This is a genomic window from Eisenbergiella sp. OF01-20 (genome assembly GCF_003478085.1).
GTDB lineage: Bacteria > Bacillota > Clostridia > Lachnospirales > Lachnospiraceae > Eisenbergiella.
This window is the reverse complement of record NZ_QUES01000003.1, coordinates 119,314-140,905: the sequence shown is the minus strand read 5'-3', so window position 1 is coordinate 140,905 and position 21,592 is coordinate 119,314. Positions and strand designations below refer to the sequence as shown.

Sequence of the window (21,592 nt, the reverse complement as noted above, 5' to 3'; positions counted from 1 at the left end):
CAGGAGGTGTTATTTATGTTACATGAGGTAAGCTTTCCGTCTTATAACAAACGCGACGAAGTACAAGGCTGGATTTATGTCCCTGCGGCCAGGCCGAAAGGGATCGTGCAGATTATCCACGGCTTCGGGGAGCATTCCAGAAGGTATCTGCATATGATTTCCAAATTTATGGATGCGGGCTTCATCGTAGCTGCCGACGACCATGTGGGACACGGGAAAACGGCAATGGTAAGCGGTATCTGGGGCGACTGGGGTGATGCGGGATTCCATACCATGATGGAAGATGAACATTCGCTGAAGGAACTGGTTTGTAAAAAATACCCGGATCTTCCCTATTTTCTTTTTGGCCACAGCATGGGTTCCTTTATCGCCAGGGATTATGCTGCAAAATACGGTGGTGGTCTGGCAGGAGTCACTATCTGCGGAACCACCGGAAGCTTCCGCGGTGCGGCCGAAACCGCCCTGCGTCTTAAAAAAGCCATCGATGACGGCCTGGGGACAGATTCCAATCCCGAATTCACCGGCTCCCTGATGGGGTGGATGTGTGAACGCTGTGATGACGTTACCATCGGAAATGAGTGGATCTGCTCCGATCCTTATGTACAGCGTGACCATGCGGAGGATCCCTTCGATGCCTTTACCAGGCCTGTCAGCAACCGGTCCATATATGATTTTACCCAGATGATGCTGACCATTGAAGGCGTGCAGTGGGCGGAAAAAATACCCTCGTCACTTGCCTTCTATAATATCGGCGGTGACCAGGATCCTGTAGGTGAGTATGGAAAAGGTATCTATGAGGTATCAAACTGGCTGTGTGAGACCGGACACGAGGTGACCACCAAAGTCTACTCCGGCTGCCGTCATGAAATACATAATTACAGCGCTGTCAAAGATGAGGTCGAGGAAGGAATCATTCAATTTATGCTGGCGGCACTCTCTCAGGCCTGAAGCGTAGTTGAAACACTTTTTAAGTGATGTAGCAGATATACTGCCGGAAAAAGAAGCCGAAATGTTTGCAGCTAATTATGGGAATCAGCGCCCTCACCGCAGGCGGATCCTTATGGCCTGGACGCGGTGAGGGCCGCTTACTATAGCATTGCCTTCTTCTCTGTCACAAAACAATAGCTCCCGCTTCCCAGCTCATGCACCTGCCCGTCCGGCAGAACAAGCGTGGCTCCGGTGTTCGGCGGTATTTCACAGAAGTATTTAAGACGGCCGTCCTTCTTTTCCCATCCGCTGCGGATCGTACCATACGGGCTGGATACGCTTCCCCGCGCCTTTTCCAGTTCCCCGATACAAGGCTCCAGGCGGAAATGCCTGTAACCGGGATGCGCCTCCTCCCTGCGTATGCCCAGGATCCATTCATACATCCAGGAAAGCACACTGCCCAGGGAATAATGGTTAAAGGAATTCATGGTATTGTAGCCGCCGAAGCCCCTGTCCACCGTGTAGGAATCCCAATGCTCCCAGATGCTGGTCGCCCCCTGGGTTACCGGATACAGCCAGGAAGGGAAAACGGTCTGCAGCATCAGCTTATAAGCGTCCTGTGTATATCCGGCTTTGCTGAGCGCCTGGTTCAAAAGGCCGGTACCGAAAAAACCGGTTCCCACCGTATGCCCCAGCTCCCGGGTTTTCCGCAGCAGATGGGCCGCCGCCTTCTCCCGATCCCGTACCACGCCATATTCCAGGGCGAGCACATAGGAGCATTGGGTATCGCACAGCTCCCCGTCCGTAGTTATCGTCCGTTTGTCTGCGGGGTCGATAAAAGTACGGTTCCAGTAGTCCTTTATCTCTTCCGCCAGCTTTCGGAAGCCTGCCGCGTCCTCTGCTTCACCGATAACCGCAGCCAATTCCGCCATCAGGGCTGCTTCCCTGTAATAAAAAGCATTCCACATCAGCTGCAGATCTGTTTCCTGAGGTGCCAGCCAGTCACCCAGCGGGCCGACCACAGCCATGTCCCCTCTTCCGGGAAGTCCTTTATCCTTCATATAACCCATATATTTTTTAAGACCGGGGTAAAAAGCGGTTATTGTGCGTTTATCCCCATACTGCCGGTACAGCTCCGTCACCATAAAGATGGACGCACATTCATAGGTTATACCGCCGAAGCCGCCTCCCACCGGGGCGATTTCCGGGAACTGCCCATCCTCTTCCTGTAAATCCGCCATAGCCTGGAGATTGCGCTCATAGAAAAGCTTCAGGAAACCGTTATGCAGAGCCGTATGGCAGAATACATGGGTATCCCCTGCCCAGCCCATCCTCTCGTTCCTTTGGGGGCAGTCGGTGGGAATATTGATAAAATTACAACGCTGGGACCATTTTACATTTTCTGTAAACCGATCCAGAAGGGCGTTGGAGGAATGGAAGCTTCCCTCAAACACATCCACGGAGGAATACTGCAGGCTTTCCACATCCTCCGGGAGAGGCGGATTGCTGGCGCCGCTTATTTCCATATATCGATAGCCATGGAAGGTGAATCGGGGCTGCCAGATTTCGCCGCCTATTTTTCCGCTGCAGATATACACATCGGTGCTGGTGGCATCCCTGTAATTTTCCACCATAAGCCTTCCAACCAGATTCACGCCGCCTTTTCCGGCCGCATATTCCGGCAGATCCGGATAAAGCATTTCCCCATACCGGATAACAAGGCGGGTTCCTTCCTTTTCCTGAAAACGGATGCGCGGTACACCGGCCATTTCCTGGCCAAAGTCATAAATGGCTGTATGCCCCTCCACAAATGTACGGCTGCAGGCTTTCCGGCTGTCCACCACATATACCGGGGCATCATAGCCTCCCAGAAGCAAGGGCTTTGTCTCATTGACCCCCGGCCAGGCCCGGCCAAATCCCGGAGGCAAGGCCCGGTATTCTTCAATGGGGACCGGTTCATAAATAACCGGCCGCTCCCAGCCCTCTTCCACAAAATCCGCTCGGGAATAGGTTTCATACAACTCCAGCTTTCTCCCGTCTGTCTGTTCGCCCAGGAAGAATCCGGAATACCGGTAAGGCCCTTCCCCAAAATAGCTCCAGTCCCATGTGTTGGAAACCCGCACCTGCCGGCTGCCGTCGTCATAGATAATTACCACCTTAGCAAAAAAGGCTTCCTTATCTCCCCAGAAATTATAATTCTTCACGGTGAAGGTCTGGGCATCTGACCACCAGCCGGAAGCCAGTGTCACCCCCACACAATTATCCCCTTCTCCTATTTTGTCACTGATATCATAGGTTTGGTAATTCAGCCGCTTGTCATATTGGGTATTCCCCGGCGCCAGCAGCCGGTCCGTAATTTCCTGCCCGTTCACCCGGCATTCATAGATTCCCCGGGAGGTGATATAAAGTCTGGCTTGAACCGGCCTTTTCTTTTCTTGTCCGCGGATAAAGGTACGGAACATGGGGAGCGCGGAATGAGACGGATCCGCCGTCACCTGCGTTCCGCTTACCATAAAACAGCTCTCTCCGTCTTGCGTCCTAACCTTGCGTAACCCTTCTTTTTCCCCGAAAATCCCTTCCCGGCCATACAGACCACCCTCCGGCGTTTCCCGTATGAATTCCGCGGAAGGCGTACGCATATTCCGGACAGACAGGAAGGTAAAATACGCGCGGTCCCCTTTGTCTGCGAAAAAGCCGATTTCGTTCAGCCTGGGATAAGTCGGCACGTCATTATTTCCCCGGGGATTCCATGTCCGGCCCGCTACCGTCCGTCCAAAAAATTCCTGCTTTGCCTCCGCATCCACAAGCACCCCGTCCAGATAGGCGAAGGCATTATTGCCGTCCACTTCTATCCGCAGGCAGTGAAAGTCATAGGCATTTTCTTCGGTGAGCAGGGAAGCACCGGTTTCCGCCGCTTCCTCTCCCCTTTCGAAAGGTACGAGGGGAACACTGGCAAACGGAATGTCTTCCCTGTCTCCCGGGACATAACCTACCCTGTAAAGATCCAGCGTAGGCAAGGTATACTCTTCCGCTTTTCCCCTGTCCCGCTTTCCTGCCAGATCCTGCAGGTTGATTTCATAGCGGATATAGTTCGCTCCTGCCAGTCCGTATTCATTCAGGTTCTTATCGAGCAGCCGGAAATCATTGGCACCGAATACCACGCCGGCTCTCTGCGACCCGGGTTCCAGACGCAGCCTGGTCTCCAGGATAAACACCCCTCTGGCCTGTGCGCAGACATGGAAACGGGGGGCCGCGATCCACTGCGCCCCTTCCCAGGTACGGTTCCTTTCCTCCTCATCTGCGGAAAAGGCAAACAAACCGGTTTCAAAGCGGGTATCCGCGCAGGCGCTGTTCTCCCCGGCATCCCAAACCTGTACCGATACGGAATATTCCGTACAGGCCTCCAGCTTCTCCCCGGCATATTCTATTCCCCGGGATTCCCCTGTTTCCAGCCTTCCCGAATCCCAGACCACTTTTTTCTTTGCTGCAGGCATCCCCTTTTTTACAACAATCCGGCAGGCTCTCTGCCGCATGTTCTTTTCATCCGATGAAAACATCCACGAAAAACGGGGGTGTTCCTCATCCAGGCCAATGGGAGCCTTCTGGTATTCCACATATAGTTCTTTTACTATAAAACTCATAATTATCCCTTTACACCTCCAACAACAATCCCTTTTACAAAATACTTCTGGAAAAAAGGATAAATACACAATACCGGCAGGATACCGATCACAGCAATCGCCATACGGATCCCAATGCTCGGCAGGTTTGCCACATTCACGCTGGACGCCGCGGAGGACTGCCCGCTGGTCAGGAACTGAATGTTTGTAATAATCGTATTCAGGATGGCCTGGATACTGAACAGCTTATCATCGGTTATGTAATACAGGCTGTTCATCCAGTCGTTCCAATACCCCAGCCCTATCATCAGAGCCATGGTCGCCATAATCGGCTTTGACAGCGGCGTCACTACCTGGAAAAGGATCCGGTATTCTCCGCCGCCGTCGATACGTGCCGCCTCAATCAACGCATCCGGTATATTGGCCTGGAAGAAGGAACGCATCATGATAATATAGAAGCCGTTCATGAGAAGCCCGGGAATAATCAGCGCCCACAAGGTATTTTTAATATGAAAGGACTGCGTCCACATCATATACGTAGGAACCAGGCCGCCGTTAAACAGCATGGTGAAAAATACGAAAAAGGCAAAGAAACCGCGCCATGGAAGCTCTTTTCTGGACAAAGGATAAGCAAACAGCGTCGTCATGAGCACGCTCAGTGTTGTCCCCAGCACCGTTACCAAAATAGTAATCCCATAGCCCTTAATAATCTTCATACTGCTGCTGAACAGATAAACATACGCATTCAAGCTGAAAATCCTGGGTATAAAATTATATCCGTCGCGCATCAGTGTCGCTTCGTCCGTTAAGGAAGAGGACAGCAGAAGGAGAAAAGGCGCTACCGCTGCTGTACAAAGCAGAATAAAAATAATATGTAATACCATCTGGCCCGTTTTGTTTTTCCCAACCATAATCTTTTCTCCATTCTTAGAATAAAGCGCTGTCTTCATCTACCTTGCGGACGATGAAGTTGGCTGTCAGTACCAGTACAAATCCCAATACGGACTGCAGGAAGCCTGCTGCCGACGCACGTCCCACGTCATTAAGCTGTGTCAGCCCTTTATAAACAAACACATCAATGGTGTCCGTTACCGACGAAAGAAGCCCGGAACGCATCGGCACCTGATAAAACAGGCCGAAATCCGAATAAAACATCCGCCCGATGGCAAGAAGCACCATCGTGATAATCGTGCCCTTCAGTCCGGGCAGTGTCACATGCCAGACCTGCTTCCACCGGTTAGCCCCGTCCACTGTGGCCGCCTCATAGAGAGAAGAATCGATTCCGATAACCGTAGCATAATATAGAATACTGCTGTATCCGAAGCCCTTCCAGAGATTTACGATAACCAGAATGAAGGGCCAGTATTTTGTTTCCGTATACCAGCTTATCTTTTCCGCCCCCATTTTAACGAACAGGCTGTTCAGGAATCCATTATCCTGGCTCAAAAAGCCGTATACGATATAAGAAACTACCACCATGGAAATCAGATAGGGTATCAGAATCAATGTCTGATATACCTTCTTGCTCCTGTTTCCTCTTAAGAAATTCAGCATAACCGCAACGGTTACCGCCAGCAGATTTCCCAGAAGAATAAAGGTCAGATTATAACCAAGGGTATTCCGGACTATATTCAGGGCATCCTTTGTCCGGAACAGATAGGTAAAGTTACTGAAGCCGCACCAGTCGCTGCTCCAAATCCCTTTGCTGTAATTAAAACGCTTAAATGCTATTACCAGACCTGCCATAGGAATATAATTGTTGATTACCAGATATATAAAACCCGGCAGCATCATGGAAAGCAGCGCCAGCGTCATTTTGTTCCGGCTCTTTTTGCTCTTCGCCCGATTCTTTGCCAACGTAACCGTTCCCGCCATTTTACTCTTCCTTTCTTCATGCATTTTCCCTGCAAGAGCCATTTTCAGGAAGGCTTTTCCCTTGAAAATGGCTCTTGTATCTTTTTCCGTGTCAGAACAGATTATCTACCCAAACTTTACAGGTGCGAAAAGGCCCTCCGCCCGCTGTCTGCATGGCCCTCCGGGATGGAAAAGGAATTTTCTTCAGTGCCTTTCAGGCCATGTAGATGAGACCGTTCAAGTGTGTCAGCCTCACCTGCAAAGTTTGAGTTATTTATTTCTGTGCAAAGAAATCATCCAGCTGTTTCTGTTTCTCCGTTAATATATCCTGCAGGCCTGCCGCTTCCAGTTCCCCGTTTGCCTGCGCGATGGTGGATTCCGGATCTACCGTTCCCGCCAGCAGGGCTTTGTAGTATTTATCCATAACATTGCTGCATGCGGAGTACTGGTCCACAACACTGCTGGTATCAAAGAAGAAACCATATGCTTTGCTCTTCATGGTATCCTCATTAAACTGGATTAAATCTTCGAAGAAGGCAGGGCCGTTATAGTCAATCGGATGGGACCATCCGGAGTAAGGCGCTATCCAATAAAGGTCAGCCATGCCGTAGCCGCAGTCCGCAGCGTTCTTTCCTTCCGGGAAGGAAATGGTTCCGTCTTCATTTTTGGTGTAGTGCCTGCCTTCGATTCCGTTGTTGAGCAGGACGCAGACCTCCTTATCCGTATAAAGCATCTGCAGGGCCGTCCAGGCAGCGTCTTTGTTTTTGGAATTGGCATTAATGCCATAGCAAAGTTCCGAATAAGAGTTTGCTACCGACCAGGGTTCGATTACTACCGTACGTATTGCGCCCGCCAGTTCATTATTCGCATAGTTATCAAAACAGGCAACTGCTTTCTGATTGGCAATCAGCTGGGATCCGGCCTCCGTATTGCTCAGGGCATCCGCCATAACCAGGCCGTCCTCATACCATTTTCTTGTCCAGCTTATAAATTCCCGGAAATCATCCGTATCAAACAGATTCTGTACTTCTGTTCCCTGCCCGCAGTCAGGAATCACACCAATAAATTTACCGTCTCCCAGACCATCCCATGTCCAGCCGTTCACCATGGTGTCCCCGGACTGCGGTACGAGTGCATACCTGTCCGGGTATTTCTCATGTACCTCATGCAGAAAGGTATCGATTTCTTCCAGTGTCCACTTATGATAGGATTCGATTCCAAACTCATCTGCAATCGCCTTATCAATATTGAGTCCGAAACGGTTGCCGAAGTTTCTCAGGTTGGGAATGGCATAAATCTGGCCGTCCACTGTCGTCCCTTTCATTTCTTCTTCAGACCATATGGCTTTGAAATCATCTGTTGCTGCCGCATAGTAATCATCCAGGGGAGCCAGCTGGCCGTTTTTAACATAGGTGGTAAGGGGTGTCATAAATGCGGCTATCACATCCACCTCATCGCCTGTAAGCAGAAGGTTGGACTGCTGCAGCCAGTTTCCCATGGAAACAAAGGTGAGATTCAGGTGCACCCCGTATCGGGCTTCCGTGATTTCATTGATAGCGGTTTCCACGTCCCCCGCATCAGGCATATCATATGCTGTGGGAATACATACATTTACTTCCGTAACGGCTCCGCCTGCGGAAGCACTTTCCCCGCCTCCTGCTGCCGTTCCTTCCCCGCTGGTGGTGCCGGCACCGGATCCGCAGGCCGCCAAAGACAATCCCATCACTGCCGCCAGCATCATACCCGCTGCTCTCTTAAAGATTTTTCTCATCCTAATTCCTCCGCTTTCCCATAACCATTTTCTGTTTCACATACACGGCCGGTCTTACAAGGCCGCTTACCCTAACTTCCTTTCGATATGTCTATTGTAGTCATTCTGTTAATAACTCTCTATAACTATTGTGATTTCCCTTAGTACTTTTGTGACACTTATTCCGATCCATTTCGTACTATTTATAAATATTGTTATTTTTGTGACTCCTGTTTGTGGTTTTATGACATTTATTATACACAGGCTGTAACATGGTGCACATTCCCGCTCCCTTTTTTCCTAAGTGTAAACGGGTTTACCCGGAAATGCAACAGAGTGAATTTTCACTGAAAATTCACTCTGCCATAAACTGTAAGCACATCGCCTTTTTTATCCGCTTTATATCCTGACCCATTTTCCCCTAAGCATAATTTTTTTCACATGAATATCTTCATCAAACAGCAGCAGATCCGCATCTTTACCCTCACATATGGAACCCTTTCTATCCTCAATATGCAGAAATCTGGCTGGTGTAAGGCTTGCCATTTTTACCGCCTGGTAAAGAGCCACCCCGGTCATTTTGCGGAAATTACGAACCAATTGGTCCGCAGTTGCAACACTCCCTGCAAACGCACTACGATCCGGCAGCTTTGCCACTCCGTCTTCTTTCACACATACGATTCCGTCTGATTCTTTTCCGAGAATATATTCTCCGTCAGGCATTCCTGCCGCTCTCATACTGTCCGTCACCAGACAAATTCTTTCAGGTCCTTTAATTTTATAAATCAGGGATAAAAGTTCCGCAGGGAGATGACAACCATCCGCTATTACTTCCACATAAAGGTCATCCAGCAGATAGCCTGCTTCTATGGTTCCCGCTGTCCGATATGCATTTTTCCGGGTTACCCCGCTCATACAAGAGTAAAAATGCGTGAGTGCGGAAAGGCCGTTTTCATATGCTTCGAATACCTGACGGCAATCTGCATCCGAATGCGCCAGGGAACTGACAATCCCCTGATCCCTCAATTCCCTTAGGAATTCGCCAGAACCCGGAAGTTCCACAGCAAAGGACCATCTGCATATTTTTTTAGTATTGGCAAACACATTTCTGTATTCCGCCGGCTCCGGATTTCTGAGATATTTGGGATTTTGTGCGCCTTTCTGCTGTGGTGAAAAATAGGGGCCTTCCAGATGAAGTCCTATAATTTCAGGGCATCCGTCTTTTTCAGGTTCCGTTTGATTAAAAAGCCTGATAACAGAAAGGAGGGATTCTCTTGAGCCGGTCAATGTCGTTGGTACAATGGAAGTAGTCCCGTGCATTAAATGTGTTCTGCAGGCATTATAAATACCGGACAAAGTGCCGTCCATAAAATCACTTCCGCCTGCGCCATGTGTATGTACATCAATGAAACCGGGAGACAAATAAAGCCCTCCGGCATCTATTACTTCCCTTACGTTTGTCTCAACACCGCTGCCTCTGATAACCTTCTCTATTTTCCTCCCCTGAACCACGACTGAACCTTCTATAATTCCGGTCGCCATAACCAGTTTGGCATTTCTGATCCATATACTGGGGATGAGTGCCCCAGACCCGGAAATCTGAGTGTTTCTTTCATATTCCATAGTCTATCATCTCCTAAATTCCATTATTTCCCTTTTCCTCCAGCTCAATGATTTTAATAAAACTACGCATGATGTGAAATGGATCCTTAACCGGAAGAGCCACCACCTTTTCCTCCGGAATTCCCTCTCTTCTGCATATCTGATTCCACTCCCCCTCTTCATTATTCGGGAAAACAGAAAAAATATAGTCCGCACTTTTTTCATATAATAATTTCATTTCTTTATTACCTGTCAGCTTATAAAGGAGGGGAAATAAATATAAGACCTCGGAATGCGGCCACCAAAGTTTCATATCCCAGGTATCCCCAACCAATTTTTCATAGGACAGATGTTCCGATTCTCCTTCCGGCTTTCCGCCGTTTATATCCACAAAACGGAACAAGCCCCCATATTTTTCATCCCAGCCAAGTGAAAATGTGTCCCGGGCCACAGCACAGATTCTGGATAAATACTGTTCCAGCCCGCCGAATTGTCCCAGGAATTCTGCCATAAACCACAAATTCTCCAGAGTATGTCCGGGATTAATATGGCGTTTCAACAGCCGGTTTTCACTTACTTTTTCTGTTGCGTAAAATTCTCTGATATATTTTCCATCATAAAAGCAATTCCATATCTGATTAATCTTCTCCATACCATAGTGAATTTCCTTTTCACACGGCAGTGAAAAATGTTGTTTCATACGGATATATTCCTGTATGGTATTTATCATAATCATGGGTATCCCATGTGCACGGTATCCTTCCGGCACCGGATAAGGCTCTGTCAGGAAATTACCGGATTCCACTCTATGTACAATACTTTCATAAAGAGCTTTTGTATCAGGCAGATTCGCTTCTTTTCCCATTACCCTGGTGTACCCGGACATACCAAGCAGAACAAAGCAATCCGTATAAATACTGGCATCGAAGCGTCCGGTATTTCTATCCACTACCCGTTCCCCATCTCTTTTCAAAAGGTAATTGCATGTCCGGTTTTCCGCAACAGAATGGTTTATAATGAAACCATACGTCTCCTCCATCCATTCCTCCAGCAGATAGCGGTCAATGCCCCGGAGCAGCTGTCTTTCACACAGTTCATGAAGTTTTCCCAATATCCACAGCCACCGCCCCTGTGACCAGGAAAATTTATGGTCGGAAAGCAGCTTTTTGCCATCATTACTGATACAGTTCAATAATCCTCCATACTTCCTGTCCCTAAACTTTTCCCAATACGGGAAAAAATCTTCTTCTATTAATTTACTGTAAACAGGTGTCAATGTAAGAGACTCTCTATCCATACCCTTTCATCCTCTCCAATCCGGATCCGCCATTTCCCCTGCACAGGCATTATCAATATACATTCGGGTATTCTGTTTTCCACGTAATATACTTGCCGGGCAGCTTTCCTGTATTGGTCCGGTCAAACAGTCCATCACCGCATCATGTTTCTTGGAAGACGGAACTATACAGAAGATATATTCTGCAGAAATAAGCTTAGGACAAGTCACCGTAATAGCATGTTCCGGAACCTGTTCCAGGCTATCAAAACACCCGTCATGTACCTGCTGCATCCTGCATAAGGAGTCCAGTGTTACAATTTTCACTGTTTTCGGATCCTGAAAATCCGCCGCATGGGGATCATTAAACGCTATATGTCCGTTTTCTCCAATTCCCATAAATGTAATATGGAGAGGAACCGCGTCAAGAAGTCCGCCATATCTTTCCGCTTCTCCGGCTGGATTCTGTTCTCCGTTTATCAAATGTATACTTTTGAAGGGAAGTCTGCCAAATATGTGATTTGCCAGAAAACCACTGAAGGAGCGGGGATCTCCTACAGGAAATCCCACATATTCATCCATATGGTATGCATTAATGCGTTCCCATTCCATATTCTTAGCTTTACATAATTCTGCAAGAAACTCCTGCTGAGAAGGTGCTGCCGCAAAGAGGCAGTTAATTTCCTTTTCCCTTTCAAGCAGTTTCCTGATACAGCCCGCCGCTTCCCTGGCAGCTTCCTTTCCCATCTCGTCTCTTGAACCATATATTTTAAGGCATATCTTATCAAAATATTTTTCTATCATTTTTATACCATGCCCTTCTTTACCACGGAACCTCTATCTTCCTCTGAAAGTCCCGTACAGTCTGCCGTTTTCATAATTAGCGGTAATATCACTTAATAATAGATTTGTGACACTTGTATTTGATACAAAAGCCGTATCCGCAAGAGAACTGACTCTTCTTACAACGATATCCTTAAAACTGCCAGGTGTGCCATAAATTCCCGTATACACAAAAACGGTCGCAAAATATCGTTTCCCTCTTTCTATATCCTCGATATTTTCAATACAGATATTATAAATACAGGTATCATTTAATGCCAGAAGAATAATTCCATGCATTTCTCCTCCGCAAAATATATCTCTTATAATAATATCGTGACAATCCAGCTCTCTGACGGATCGTTTTTCATATTCACACCGGGATGGATAAAACGGCGCAAGATAGTTTTTACTTGGGAATTCATCCAGTCGGAATCCTGACTGGACCGCAATTAAATCATCTGAAGTCACTCCTTTTATGCGTTGGATTACACCATGACAGCAGCCACATAATAAATGAATGCCATCTCCATTTTTCACTTCTGAATAAATCTGTATATCATGCAGCCAAAAATGTTCACACAAATCCAGAGTGATTGCCCAGCCTCTTGTCTTTTTCAGACACAGACCTGATATTTCCAAATCCTCTGTCCTGACAAACAAAAGCTGATATGTTAAAAAACCCCAGTAATCACCTGTCATTTCCTGCTCTTCACCCAACACAGGATGATAACCGCACCTGTTTATGCTGCAGCCCTCGATCACTGCGTTATTACGGCCCATAATCTTAATATTCTGCAATTGTTCTATATTGATAGCCGGATTCTTTGGATTATCAGGATCCAATTGAATATTAGCTCCCCGGAACACGTTGTCAAACGCCCTGTTTCTCTGTCTTATGGTACAGCCGTCAATAATGATGGTCATGCCGGAATCCACTAAAACGGCATTGTTGATCTCATAATCTCTCCCACTGAATACTATCGTTTTTTTCTCATAGTACGATGCATCCCGCAGACAAGCCGAAATAATATCATCATCATTTTTTCCTTCATATGTATTCACGTAAAATACGGGTTCCATATTATCCCTCCCCGCCGGTGTCCCCAGACAGCCCGAATATAATTCCGGGTCTTATCATATGAGCCAGCGCTATTCCTGCAAACCCGCCCGCTGCTGCTGCACATCCATTCCAACACTGGATACTGTGCTTTGCAAATGGATATTGTTTATCCGGTTCGTCGCACATAACTCCCAATAACCCGGCATATTTTGGTGTTGCAATAAATTTCCTGCAAATTCTTAATTCTTCAGCAGCACGCATTTGTTCTTCTCTGTCCATCCCCATACTTTCACCAAAACGAAGAAACTCAAAAAGGATAAGAGGATTTCCCGCACTCTTACTGTTATGCCAGCAGTTCTGCAGTTTCCACCACGGAGCTTTTCCTTTTATTGCAAGAAGGCCCTTGCTTCCGAAAAGATATTTTCGAAGAACTTCATAAAGCTTTTTCCTGATTTCCATCCGGCTGCTGATATTCAGCAATGACAAAACCGTTTCAAGAGTATAAAAACTGTCACCAAATTCCCGGACATCCTGGTAAGTATCATGTCCCGGATAGGTCCCGTTATAAATATGGTTCCACAGCCTTCCATCCGCATTCCACCTGTCTGCCAACAGCAAGACAGCCTCCTCTGCAATCGTGAGATAACGTTCTTCTTTCGTAAGCCCGTAAAATAAGGCACAAGTTAATGCTGAAGATGCGGTGGCAACACTATATACTTTATCGTCCATCCTGAGTGTCCAGCCATTAGTAAACCCACCGTCGGGCTTCCTGAACCGGACAGCCCAGTCATCCAGATAGCTTCTGACGGCCTGAACATACCTTTGCTGCCGTTCTCCACGCACATAGTGGCATGCTATAACCAGAGAAGCCACCATGCTGCCCACATCTGCAAGATTCATCCAGTTATTTCTGCGCACTTCTTCTAATTCTTTATTATTCAGCCGTTCTGTGGGTACTCCCCTGTAAACCTGTGTAAACCCGCCTTCAGGCATCTGTTCCGATACAAAAAGATCCAGGATATGTACCGCGGCCTCCAGATAATCCGGACATCGGAATAAATCATAGCCTGCAAGAAGTGTTCGAATCGGATAAGAAGCCGTATACCATAAACGTTTTCCCTCTTCGAAATCACCGATAAAACCATCAGGGAGCCTGTTCTCCAAAAACCAGCCGCATATTTTTCCGAGCATTCCCTCAAAATCTTCTGTTCCCTCCGTATCCACCTCTTCTCTTGAAGGCAGCTTATCCGGCAGGGCTTCTTTGTAAATGATCTCCGGCTGTGCATCTGCAGGCCCAAATACATCCATGCCATTGACAAAATAATCTCCGGGAAATCCAACAGCCATTATCCCGCCGGGATGGTTTATATTTACAGTAAGACAATATTGTTCGCCTTTCTCAACATGAATCCATTCCGTCTTAGACCGTCTGCCCGAAAATCTGGCTCCATATGCTTCAGCAGTTCCAAACTGAATTTCAAATGGTTCCCAGTGTTTTTCAGGATCATAAAAGTATAGCTGCAGTCTGTAATCCCCTGCCGGCAGTCCCATACGGAATTCGCCTTCCTTACCATACAGATAATCCCGAAAGGGCGATTCACCAAATTCATCAAACCAGCAATTGCCCGTTTCGCTGACCCACATATATTTGGGAGACTGATAAAGTCTTTCTATTTTTATAAAACCCTGATCGTGGGGAACAAAATCATTTCCGAAGTCAAATCTTATTAGCCTTTTCATAACTGTTAACCTCATTCATGTCAATCAGGGCCGGTCAGTCCCATACAAACTTACTATATGGAATCCGGCCGGCCGATACTTTGTCCGTTTCTTATATTACTTAAATATATTGGCAGCTTCCGCCATTATCGATTCCACATTTTTATAACAGTCGTTATATGCTTGTGTATACGCTTCCCCTCCTGCTGCGAGCCATTCTTCAACAAAAGCATCATATTCATCCAAAGAACGGGCTCCTGTTATGAAATCAATAAAATTCTTTTTGTAAAGAGTATCCGCTTCCGCATTGTAAGCCGTATTTATATCATCGGATATGAATTTAGACAGATATCCGAAATAATTCTCTCCGTTTACCATAGTTCCTTCTTCTGCATATTTGTATTGCTCCGGTTCTTTTTCTGAAACAGTCTGGGCCTTTACCGAGGGAACAGGAGCGATTCCTCCATCCTTAAAAATATTGGTACCCAGTGCACCGCAATTAGCGGGATCGCTGTACGGAGGAATTTTTACAATCATATTCTCTTCATTACGTTTCCAGTTTTCACCTTCCTTTCCATAATATAAACGATTATATACTTCCGGATCCGTATCCATCAGTTCCAGAAGCTGAAGAACTTTTTTCAGCTTTCCTTCATCTTCCGTTAAAGTTTTTCCAAATATAATCCTGTTTGTATACTTACTCCAGTTAATATATCCGTAATCACCGTTTGGCCCTTTCGGCGCAGGCCCCCGCAGAATTTCCGCTTCCGGGGTAAGGGCCTTCAGATTATCACAGGGACTGTTGCCTTCATTCACTTCATAATAAGTAGAATCAGAAAGCATACCTATCTGGCTGTTGATCCATTTTTCAGTACGGATACTGCCATCTACACCTGCAAACTCAGGATCAATAATTCCTTTTTTAAACCAACTGTTTAATTTAAGAAGCGCTTCTTTGGCGCGGGGATCAATAATTCCGTATTGTAAAGTACCATCCTCTGCAAGATTCCACATGCTGGGAAACACACCATATGCTCCAAATAATGAGGAAAATAAATAAGGTGTCGAATCCTTTCCGCGGAGGGTTGTCCCATAAGTATCATCCACCCCGTTTCCATCCGGATCATCAAAAGTAAAGCGTGTGAGGGCCTCCTCATATTCATCCACTGTCTCCGGTACTTTATCAATTCCTACCGCTTTAAGCCAGTCCCCTCTCCATGCGTTCGTAAAAGGATGCGTCTGTGCTTCGGACATAATAGGAAGTCCATATACCATTCCGTCCTTAAGCACAAGACTCCATAACTCAATACCGTATTCTTCTGTGGCCTTCACATACTTCGGCATATATTCTTTCAGTAATTCCGGAGAAACTCCTCCCAGAACTCCCTGAGACAAATACGAAGTATACATGGAATCATTATGGCAGTGAATAATATCAGGAATTTCACCGGATGCAAGCCTGGGATTGAGTATATCCCAATAACTGCCGATTTCTATTCCTTCCACCTTTATTTCCAGTCCGGGTACAAGAGTATTCAGATAATCAAGAGTATCGTTTTTTTCATCCACAGGTCCATTTACCGGCATTGCCAAAGTTACCTGATAGACCGTTCCATCGTCACCTTCTGCCACAGCTTCCTTCTCTTCCGGTGCTGATGCAGTATTTTCTTTCACATCCTCTCCACCGCCGGAACCACAGGCTGTCAATGTTCCTGCTGCCAGAATCATACTCAAAATTAATGCCGCCATTTTTTTCACTTTCATATTCCCTCTCCTTTATACATTATTTTATGCAAACTCCTTCCGGACAAGCCAGGAGTAAACATCGATTCATTCAGACAGTTCAACATGTAAAATACGGACTGCATGATTTTCAGGTACTGCAGGAACAAATAACCTCACCTGATTGTCTCCTTCCTCAAATTCAACCTGCCTGCCGGTATCCAGCATAACCGCCCGCTTTATTCTCCTGATACCTTTTATAACCACATTCTCCTCCGTCCCCGGAAGAAGATAAGCATATCTGGAATTCCCTTTTTTAGCTGCCGGAACATTGCAGATCTCCGTTCCGGACAACGGTTTTGTTTTTTCCAGCGCGCTCCGATTCAATTGATGCCATTCGGTAAACTCATTTATCGCGTGCATCGCTTCCTCCGGAAATCTTCCATCTGCCATAGGTCCGACATTTAAAAGATAATTACCGCCCCATGCCAGGGTGCGTACATATTCCGAAGTGATTTCACTCAGCGGACGATACGGAACTCCTTTTATATATGCCCAGCCGCGTGCTGCCCATTGGGTACAGAATTCCCACCATGCTTCAGGACGCTGTGACGCTTCCTTAACCTCTTTCGTTTCAAAATCTCCGTATCCATGCATCCTGTGGTTCACTACGATTCCCGGCTGAAGGGAACGGATACGCTCCATCGGATATAAAAGCCCTTCCGGCATGCTTCCGTCAAACCACAGCAAATCAATCTTTCCATACTCTGTGAGCAATTCATCCAGCTGTCCATGTACATAAACTGCAAATTTTAAATTATTTTCATGCATAGCCTTTCTGTCGGGAAGCTGTACCGGATTATAATCCGCGTCCAGCTCCGGCAGATCCGGATTCTTTTTCTTTGCCGTATATATCATATAAGACATATAATTCTTATTATAAAACCAGTCCGGCGGAGAATAGTAAAACCCAATTTTAATCCCATATTCGCGGCATGCCTGTACAAATTCCCTTACCAAATCCCGTCCGCCCAAAAAGGTTCTTGTATTAAAATCTCCGAACTTACTGGGCCAGAGCGCAAAACCGTCGTGATGCCTTGTTGTCAGTACTGCATAGGTAAATCCGGCATTTTTCGCCATACGCATCCATTCCTTCGGGTTGTAATGTTCTGCCAGAAATCCCTGTGCCAGATTAAAATACTGATTGGGCGTCATTTCCTCCGCTCTGCAAGAATACGATTTTTTTCTTATCATTTCATCAATTTCCGTTTTTGATACGGTTTTCTTCGTAAGTTCCCAGCCGGTTATCATTCCCCATGATAAATCACATTTTCCGGCGACAGACGATATCCCCCAGTGCAGGAACAATCCCAATCCTGCTCCGTCAAACCATTGTGCAGCAGGATGCGGATTGGATAACCCCTTTTCTGGATCCCATTTTGTCACTTTTATTGAATTATGCTGCCCCTCAACCTCAAAATTCTTCGTTTCCGGCATAATGAACTTTCTCCTTTTCTTCCTTCTTACTCTTTCACTCCACCGAGCATAATACCCTGCATAAAATATTTCTGGAGGAATGGATAAACCATAATTATCGGCAGCGTACTTATCATAATCAGCGCCGCCCTGGTTGTAACCTCTGTGGGCTTTGATGCAATATCCGTCATCATAGACCCATCCTGAAGCATGGACATCTGCTGTTCCACAAGAACACGTCTTAAAAGTATCTGGAGCACATACTTTGATTGATCCCGAATATACAGCAGACAGTCAAAATATGCATTCCAATGTTCCACTGCCTTCCAGAGCGCCACAGTTGCCAGCACCGGTGTTGAAAGCGGCATAACAATTCTCCACCATACACACATTTCACTGGCCCCGTCTATTCTGGCTGCCTCTTCCAGACTCTGGGGAATAGAACGGAGAAAATTCCTTACTATAACCAGGTTGTATGCACCTACCGCTCCCGGCAATATCATTGACCAGATGGTATCCGTCAGATGAAGGGTCTGCGTTATAAGAAAATACGATGGGATCAGCCCGCCGCTGAATACCATGGTAAACAGAATAAGAATAGTGAATATCTTTCCTCCGATGAAATCGGCTTTTGATAAGGGATATGCCATGAGAGCCGTCAATACTACCGACAGCAGCGTACCAAGCACTACTCTTATAATACTGTTCCATGCACTGATCCAGATATTTTTAGAAGAAAGAACCTGTTTATATGCTGTCAGCTCCGGATCCGAAGTAAACAGTTTTATTCCGCCTCTGACTGCGTCTGCCCTGTTACTGATTGACACTACAAACAATTCCCAGAAAGGCAGAAATGTTACCACCACTACTGCAAATATCATCAGATAACATATAATGACCATTATACGGTCTCCCCTGCTTTCATGATTTTTTTTCCTTACCTTTATTTTCATATCTGCTCCTATCCGTCTGTATATATTCCGAGTATCTGTTTTATATAAACCTCATACCGGCTTAATATAAAACGGATTCGCCGTCGTTTAATTTCTTTGTTACCATATTTACCGCAAGGACCAATGCAAAATTAACCACCGATTTAAACAGTCCCACCGCTGTATTAAAGCTGTACATCATCTGTCCGATACCAACTCTATATACATATGTATCAATAATATCTCCCACCTCATATACGCTTGTACTATAGAGATTAAAGACCTGATCAAAACCGGCATTCATAATATTTCCCGCCTGCATAAGAAGCATGATGGAAACAATGCCTTTCATAGAAGGGATCGTTATGTAGTATAATCTCTGAAACCTGTTGGCTCCGTCAATCTTGGCAGATTCATATTGTTCTGCAGGAATGGAACATAATGCGGCCAGATACACCACCGATCCCCAGCCGATTTCCTTCCAGATTCCGCTTATAATAAGAATTGGCCTGAACCATTTAGTATCCGTAAGAAATAGGATCGGCTGACCGCCAAGAGCTTTTATAATATAATTTATAGTACCTGTACTCGGGGAAAGAAGTGAACTGAGAATACCTGCCACAATAATCCAGGATATGAAATGGGGAAGATAGCTTATTGTCTGGGCGGCTTTTTTTATTGGGCCGGGGCGCATCTCATTCAGCATCAGTGCCAATAAAATAGGAGCCGGGAAATTAAATAACAGCTTAAGGAGACTTATTTTCAAAGTATTGAAAAGTGCTGTCAATGCGGACGGGCTTGAAAAAAAGGTTTCGAAGTGCTTAAAACCTACCCATGGACTTCCCCAGATTCCCTTTCCTATATTAAAATCTTTAAATGCTAAAATCAGTCCATACATGGGTCCGTATGAAAAAACTAAAATAAATAAAAAACCGGGAAGAAACATAAGTAATCTGGCTTTATTCGCTTTTACTTTATGCCGGAAGGATTTCCAGCGACTGTTCAACCACCTGTTTGAATACATGTAACCGCCTCTTTCTCTGTTGTTTGTTTTATATAATTATAAGTATTTATTTAATTACAATGAATGATATTTTCCGTATTTTTATGATGTATTATGTTTGCAATTCAAAATTAGCACAAAAAAAACTCCATATCCGAATTTGGATTGTAGAGTTTTTTAATAATATAAGTTACTTCCCGCTCATATTAACAATTTACATGGTATAACCTGACTGGCTATTAGCATATTCTCTTGGCCCCATGCCGACAATCTTTTTGAAAACCCGCGTAAAATGTTCCACATTATTATATCCGGTACGCTCCGAAATCTCATAAATCTTCAGATTAGTATTCTCCAACAATTCTTTTGATCTGCCAATCCGATAATGGTTCAGATAATCGGAAAAATGTTTCCCGGTTTCCTGATATATGATTTTTCCCATCCAGCCAACACTGATTCCCAAATATTCCGCCACATCTTCCGCTCTTAAATCGCTTTCTTCATAATGCTTCTCTATGCATTTTTTGAACTGAATAAGATATTTGCTTTGTGTATCCGCCATAGAAAAAATATGCTTTACGGTATTTCCCATCCAGCAATCGCGCTCTTTCAGTGAAGAACCGGTTAAAAGGAACTGCATCTCCAAAATAATTTTATCACAATTGATCGGAAGATTTTCTTCTTCAGCAAAACGTACAATCTCCCATACATAACGTGTAATCAGCAGATCCTGTTCCCTTTTAGTCTTACATTCTCCCATTCCGATTCTCAGGATTGCGTTTAAATCCCTCTTTTTAAGGAGCCTGCCAAAATCCACAGCGGATTGGGCGGTATTCAGGAAACCATCCTGCTCGTCCTGAGAAAACTCTTCAAAAAACAATAACCTCCCTTTTCCTTTTATAAACCTGGTCTGACAAGCCTGTCTTGCCTGTTCGGCCAGAAGCAGTAAGTTGTTTCTGCTTCCGGGAACACTTGCTCCTGCAGAAAGAATCATATGATATCTTTCATCCGGATAATTATTTACAAAATCATAAACTTTCCTGACATTATCTTTATAATCCATATTTTCAACATATTCCATGGGAAATAGATATATGTATTCATTATAATTCGCACAGAAAAAATATCCTCCCATTGTCTTTTCCAGTGTCCTGCCCACTTCCCGTTCAAGTATAAGGGAAATAAGTTCCACATCGTCCCCGCTGCATGCCGTTTCCCCCACAAACTGCATGAAAACCAAATTATTTTCCGGGATTTCGATCCCCAGCTGTTTCATCCGGCTGAAATCCGGGTTTTCTTTTTTTCTGATCATGTTTCGAAGAAATGCATTACGCAGTTCACCTATATTTTCGGATACAATATCCTGCAGCTTCTCATTTTTCTTTAAGAGTTCACGCAGTTCTTCTGTATCCCCGCTCCTTGCCTCCTGTTCTGCCCGTATCCTGCATTCCATGCGGAATTTTTCCAGAAGTGTCAAAAGAGTATCTGCGTCGTATTCCTGTTTCAGCAAATAATCCTGCGCTCCCAGCCAGAATGCAGTACGCACCAGTTTAAAATCATCATAAGCGCTAAGAACTGCAATTTGTACATCCGGATATTTCTTGCGCACAATACGTATCAATTCGATTCCGTCCATGATAGGCATTTGTATATCCGTTAACAGGATGTCTACCTGTTCGTTCTCCATTTTATTTAATGCCTGCTTCCCATTCAAAGCTTCTCCCACAATGCAGAATCCATTGGCTTCCCAATCCAGAATACTTTCCAAACCACGTAAAATAAGCTGACAATCATCTACAAGCATAACCTTCATCATTACGAATCCC

General features: G+C 45.6%; 15 protein-coding genes. 1 reads left to right on the top strand and 14 read right to left on the bottom strand.

Annotated elements, in window-relative coordinates; all coding sequences use genetic code 11:
- The first annotated feature begins 15 nt into the window (after positions 1-15).
- Positions 16-948 carry an alpha/beta fold hydrolase gene (locus DXA36_RS06065; protein WP_118677344.1) on the top strand — a complete coding sequence of 311 codons (933 nt, stop codon included), beginning with the start codon at positions 16-18 and terminating at the stop codon, positions 946-948.
- 140 nt (positions 949-1,088) lie between these two features.
- On the opposite strand, the gene DXA36_RS06060 is transcribed toward DXA36_RS06065, so the two are convergent.
- The 14 genes from DXA36_RS06060 to DXA36_RS05995 all read right to left on the bottom strand — a co-directional run bounded on the left by DXA36_RS06060 (position 1,089) and on the right by DXA36_RS05995 (position 21,582).
- Positions 1,089-4,568, bottom strand: coding sequence for an alpha-L-rhamnosidase (locus DXA36_RS06060; RefSeq protein ID WP_118677342.1), 3,480 nt, complete (start codon positions 4,566-4,568; stop codon positions 1,089-1,091).
- A gap of 2 nt (positions 4,569-4,570) precedes the next feature.
- The gene (locus DXA36_RS06055) at positions 4,571-5,458 is read right to left on the bottom strand and encodes a carbohydrate ABC transporter permease (RefSeq protein WP_118677694.1); all 888 of its coding nucleotides are present in this window, start codon (positions 5,456-5,458) and stop codon (positions 4,571-4,573) included.
- A gap of 16 nt (positions 5,459-5,474) precedes the next feature.
- Positions 5,475-6,422 carry an ABC transporter permease gene (locus DXA36_RS06050; protein WP_118677340.1) on the bottom strand — a complete coding sequence of 316 codons (948 nt, stop codon included), beginning with the start codon at positions 6,420-6,422 and terminating at the stop codon, positions 5,475-5,477.
- A 253-nt stretch (positions 6,423-6,675) separates the two neighbouring features.
- Positions 6,676-8,172, bottom strand: a complete 1,497-nt coding sequence (locus DXA36_RS06045) for an ABC transporter substrate-binding protein (RefSeq protein WP_118677338.1) — start codon at positions 8,170-8,172, stop codon at positions 6,676-6,678.
- 378 nt (positions 8,173-8,550) lie between these two features.
- On the bottom strand, positions 8,551-9,774 hold the full coding sequence (gene nagA / locus DXA36_RS06040; protein ID WP_118677336.1) for an N-acetylglucosamine-6-phosphate deacetylase: 1,224 nt from the start codon (positions 9,772-9,774) through the stop codon (positions 8,551-8,553).
- 13 nt (positions 9,775-9,787) lie between these two features.
- Positions 9,788-11,050 (bottom strand): AGE family epimerase/isomerase, encoded by a 1,263-nt coding sequence (locus DXA36_RS06035; RefSeq protein WP_118677334.1) that lies wholly within the window; start codon positions 11,048-11,050, stop codon positions 9,788-9,790.
- 6 nt (positions 11,051-11,056) lie between these two features.
- On the bottom strand, positions 11,057-11,833 hold the full coding sequence (locus DXA36_RS06030) for a 6-phosphogluconolactonase (protein ID WP_118677332.1): 777 nt from the start codon (positions 11,831-11,833) through the stop codon (positions 11,057-11,059).
- Positions 11,834-11,866: 33 nt separating this feature from the next.
- Positions 11,867-12,934 carry a hypothetical protein gene (locus tag DXA36_RS06025; protein WP_118677330.1) on the bottom strand — a complete coding sequence of 356 codons (1,068 nt, stop codon included), beginning with the start codon at positions 12,932-12,934 and terminating at the stop codon, positions 11,867-11,869.
- Between the two features lies 1 nt (position 12,935).
- Complete coding sequence (locus tag DXA36_RS06020; RefSeq protein ID WP_118677328.1) at positions 12,936-14,654, bottom strand: hypothetical protein; 1,719 nt, start codon at positions 14,652-14,654, stop codon at positions 12,936-12,938.
- Positions 14,655-14,750: 96 nt separating this feature from the next.
- A complete protein-coding gene (locus DXA36_RS06015) occupies positions 14,751-16,397 on the bottom strand; it encodes a hypothetical protein (RefSeq protein WP_118677326.1) in 1,647 nt (548 codons plus the stop codon).
- A gap of 66 nt (positions 16,398-16,463) precedes the next feature.
- The gene (locus tag DXA36_RS06010; protein ID WP_118677324.1) at positions 16,464-17,852 is read right to left on the bottom strand and encodes an alpha-L-fucosidase; all 1,389 of its coding nucleotides are present in this window, start codon (positions 17,850-17,852) and stop codon (positions 16,464-16,466) included.
- 26 nt (positions 17,853-17,878) lie between these two features.
- Positions 17,879-18,784, bottom strand: a complete 906-nt coding sequence (locus DXA36_RS06005) for a carbohydrate ABC transporter permease (RefSeq protein ID WP_118677322.1) — start codon at positions 18,782-18,784, stop codon at positions 17,879-17,881.
- A 61-nt stretch (positions 18,785-18,845) separates the two neighbouring features.
- Positions 18,846-19,787, bottom strand: coding sequence for an ABC transporter permease (locus DXA36_RS06000; protein ID WP_118677320.1), 942 nt, complete (start codon positions 19,785-19,787; stop codon positions 18,846-18,848).
- Between the two features lie 193 nt (positions 19,788-19,980).
- Complete coding sequence (locus DXA36_RS05995) at positions 19,981-21,582, bottom strand: response regulator transcription factor (protein WP_118677318.1); 1,602 nt, start codon at positions 21,580-21,582, stop codon at positions 19,981-19,983.
- Positions 21,583-21,592 lie beyond the last annotated feature (10 nt).

Bases quoted from the DNA above. Each gene is read 5' to 3' on its own strand.
- DXA36_RS06065 (WP_118677344.1), top strand. From the start codon at position 16: ATGTTACATGAGGTAAGCTTTCCGTCTTATAACAAACGCGACGAAGTA.
- DXA36_RS06060 (WP_118677342.1), bottom strand. From the start codon at position 4,568: ATGAGTTTTATAGTAAAAGAACTATATGTGGAATACCAGAAGGCTCCC.
- DXA36_RS06055 (WP_118677694.1), bottom strand. From the start codon at position 5,458: ATGGTTGGGAAAAACAAAACGGGCCAGATGGTATTACATATTATTTTT.
- DXA36_RS06050 (WP_118677340.1), bottom strand. From the start codon at position 6,422: ATGGCGGGAACGGTTACGTTGGCAAAGAATCGGGCGAAGAGCAAAAAG.
- DXA36_RS06045 (WP_118677338.1), bottom strand. From the start codon at position 8,172: ATGAGAAAAATCTTTAAGAGAGCAGCGGGTATGATGCTGGCGGCAGTG.
- nagA (WP_118677336.1), bottom strand. From the start codon at position 9,774: ATGGAATATGAAAGAAACACTCAGATTTCCGGGTCTGGGGCACTCATC.
- DXA36_RS06035 (WP_118677334.1), bottom strand. From the start codon at position 11,050: ATGGATAGAGAGTCTCTTACATTGACACCTGTTTACAGTAAATTAATA.
- DXA36_RS06030 (WP_118677332.1), bottom strand. From the start codon at position 11,833: ATGATAGAAAAATATTTTGATAAGATATGCCTTAAAATATATGGTTCA.
- DXA36_RS06025 (WP_118677330.1), bottom strand. From the start codon at position 12,934: ATGGAACCCGTATTTTACGTGAATACATATGAAGGAAAAAATGATGAT.
- DXA36_RS06020 (WP_118677328.1), bottom strand. From the start codon at position 14,654: ATGAAAAGGCTAATAAGATTTGACTTCGGAAATGATTTTGTTCCCCAC.
- DXA36_RS06015 (WP_118677326.1), bottom strand. From the start codon at position 16,397: ATGAAAGTGAAAAAAATGGCGGCATTAATTTTGAGTATGATTCTGGCA.
- DXA36_RS06010 (WP_118677324.1), bottom strand. From the start codon at position 17,852: ATGCCGGAAACGAAGAATTTTGAGGTTGAGGGGCAGCATAATTCAATA.
- DXA36_RS06005 (WP_118677322.1), bottom strand. From the start codon at position 18,784: ATGAAAATAAAGGTAAGGAAAAAAAATCATGAAAGCAGGGGAGACCGT.
- DXA36_RS06000 (WP_118677320.1), bottom strand. From the start codon at position 19,787: ATGTATTCAAACAGGTGGTTGAACAGTCGCTGGAAATCCTTCCGGCAT.
- DXA36_RS05995 (WP_118677318.1), bottom strand. From the start codon at position 21,582: ATGATGAAGGTTATGCTTGTAGATGATTGTCAGCTTATTTTACGTGGT.